The organism is Henriciella sp. (assembly GCF_049649345.1).
GTDB lineage: Bacteria > Pseudomonadota > Alphaproteobacteria > Caulobacterales > Hyphomonadaceae > Henriciella.
In genome coordinates, this window is sequence record NZ_JBARZC010000633.1 from 1 (window position 1) to 2,176 (window position 2,176).

The following is a 2,176-nucleotide window of genomic DNA, read 5'->3' on the forward strand; positions in this document are numbered from 1 at the left end:
GTCTTGTTCCCAATCTTCCTGAACTTTTTTGTTGTAGTTGAGATAGAGCTTGTCATCGACGATTTTCCAGTGGTCGGCGTCGCCCTTGGCGGTGTATCCCTGCGAGACCGCCCAGGCGCAGTATCCGCCATATTGCGGGGCGTATTTTTCCGGGTTCGCCTCGAAGCTTGCGAGGTTTTCCGCGCTAGCAAAGCGGAACTCGGCGCCCTGATATGTCGTCGAAAATTTCTTCGATCCCTTGACCGGTTTTCCCTCTGTGAAATAGGCGACCGGGTCGTGTCCCTGCACGGCCGTGTTGGAAAAAGTGCCCGTGTAAACGGGTGCCTTGTCGGCATGGGCCGGGGCGGCTGTGGCAAAGCCGGCCACACCTATGGCGAGTGCTGCGGCGAGCGTTCTGATCATGATCTTGTCTCCTGTGACGAAATTTTTTTGCAACTAGGCGCTGGCGTGGTGAGTGATCGGCGGCTCGCCGGTCTGCCCGGCCGGTGCGCGGCCCGGCAGGAAGGTCGAGACGAGCCCCTGCCCTATGGCGGCCAGCTCCTTGCGGCGGATGAAGATGAGAAGGATCGACGTCGCCCAGACGGTGCAGGCCATGAAGAACAGGCCGCCCCCATCATTGTTCGGGTCGATGCCGAGCGGCGTCCAGAGGTGGAAATTGACCGCCCCGCTCATCACGCCGAAAGCGACAAGCGCGCCAACCGCCTGAAAGCGGCGCAAGGCCGGATGGATGCCGGCCAGCAGAAGCGCGGACGCGACAAGCTCTGCCGAGCCGATCACATACTGGCTGAAGAGGCCGGTCTGCGCGAACAGGCCCTCAGCCCCGAAACTGGCGGCCCAGGCATTGAGCTTGCCGAAGATCACCTGCGTCTCGGGCGCATTGGTGAATTTGAAGCGCAAGCTGTCTAGAAAGACGAGCGCAGCCACCGCGGAAATGGCATGTGGCAGATAGGTCTTCAGTCTGGTCATGGGTGCATCCCCTTGTTGTCTGAGCGAGGAGATAGCCGATGGCGGCTTCAAGTGCGACGCACGCCTGCGTGATTGCGTTCACGAACGAGTGAGCCGGTTTGTCCGTTCGGCTCCGCCCCTCGCGCCGCCGCAAATTCATCCTATATGGTCTAGCACGGTGTGATGACGGGAGGTGAGGCATGGACCGGCTCGACGCAATGCGGCTGTTTTTGAGGGTGGCCGATACGGGCAGTTTCTCCAAGGCCGCCCAGGATCTGGATATTGGCCAGCCGACGGTGTCGCGGCGCATTCAGGATCTCGAAGCCCAGCTCGGCGCGGACCTGTTCCTGCGGACGACACGCGCGCTCAGCCTGACCGAGGCTGGCGAGAAATTCTATGACCGCGCCAAGGCGATCCTCAATGATTTCGACCAGGCTGAAGCCGAGGTGCGCGGGCTCGACAATGAGGCGGTGGGGCAGCTGCGTATCTCTGTGCCGCATTCGCTCTCGCGGGTCGTGATCGCCCCGGCGCTCGCCGGTTTCATGAAACGCTATCCGGACCTCACGCTCGATGTGATTTCGGATGATATGTATACGGACATTGTTCAGGAAGGCGTCGACCTGGCCTTCCGGCTTGGCGAGCTTTCAGACTCGAGCCTGATGGCCAAGCGCATCTCGTCCTCCCCGCGCCGCCTCTTCGCCTCGCCCATTTATGCTGCGCAAATCCGCGGCGTCGACCGGCCGAGCCAGCTCAGCCCGAATGATGCGCTGCATCTGCGCCAGAGGGGCCATGTCGGGGACTGGGAGCTGGCACACACCGAGACAGGCGATGTCGACAAGGTCCGCGCGCATGGGCGCCTGCGGGCCTCGTCCGGCGACATGCTGATCCAGGCCGCCCATGACGCGATGGGCTATATCCTCGCCCCCGACTGGCTGGTCTGCGAAAAGGTCCGCGCAGGCGATCTGGTGCAGATCCTGCCCGATTGGGAAGCCCCGCTCCTGCCCCTCCACGTCGTCTGGTCCGGCGGCAAGCTCAAGGGCAAGACCAAGCTGCTCGCGGACTATATCGCCGAAGCGATGAAGGCCGCAGAGCTGCGCGAGCCGGAGCGGGTCTAGATCCAGCGACGCACACGTGTTCGGTATTCAAGGTAAGGCTCGCCGAATTTGCGCTCCAGATAGGCCTCCTCGGGCAGGATCACAAAGACATGCAGAGTCAGCGCGCAGAGCGGTGT

3 protein-coding genes are annotated in these 2,176 nt (G+C 62.3%); 1 reads left to right on the forward strand and 2 read right to left on the reverse strand.

Annotated features, from left to right (window positions below; genetic code table 11):
* Together WA989_RS17505 and WA989_RS17510 are read right to left on the reverse strand one after the other, a co-directional pair.
* The coding region (locus WA989_RS17505; RefSeq protein ID WP_424341760.1) for a YHS domain-containing (seleno)protein at nucleotides 1–402 on the reverse strand (402 nt) is incomplete at its 3' end.
* A gap of 33 nt (nucleotides 403–435) precedes the next feature.
* Entirely contained in the window at nucleotides 436–966 is a 531-nt protein-coding gene (locus tag WA989_RS17510; RefSeq protein ID WP_424341761.1) for a hypothetical protein, read from the reverse strand.
* 179 nt (nucleotides 967–1,145) lie between these two features.
* On the opposite strand from WA989_RS17510, the gene WA989_RS17515 reads away from it, so the two are divergent.
* Nucleotides 1,146–2,060 carry a LysR family transcriptional regulator gene (locus WA989_RS17515; RefSeq protein ID WP_424341762.1) on the forward strand — a complete coding sequence of 305 codons (915 nt, stop codon included), beginning with the start codon at nucleotides 1,146–1,148 and terminating at the stop codon, nucleotides 2,058–2,060.
* The last annotated feature ends 116 nt before the right edge of the window (nucleotides 2,061–2,176 follow it).

Excerpts from the sequence above, each read along its gene's own strand:
- WA989_RS17510 (WP_424341761.1), bottom strand. The coding sequence starts at position 966 with ATGACCAGACTGAAGACCTATCTGCCACATGCCATTTCCGCGGTGGCT.
- WA989_RS17515 (WP_424341762.1), top strand. The coding sequence starts at position 1,146 with ATGGACCGGCTCGACGCAATGCGGCTGTTTTTGAGGGTGGCCGATACG.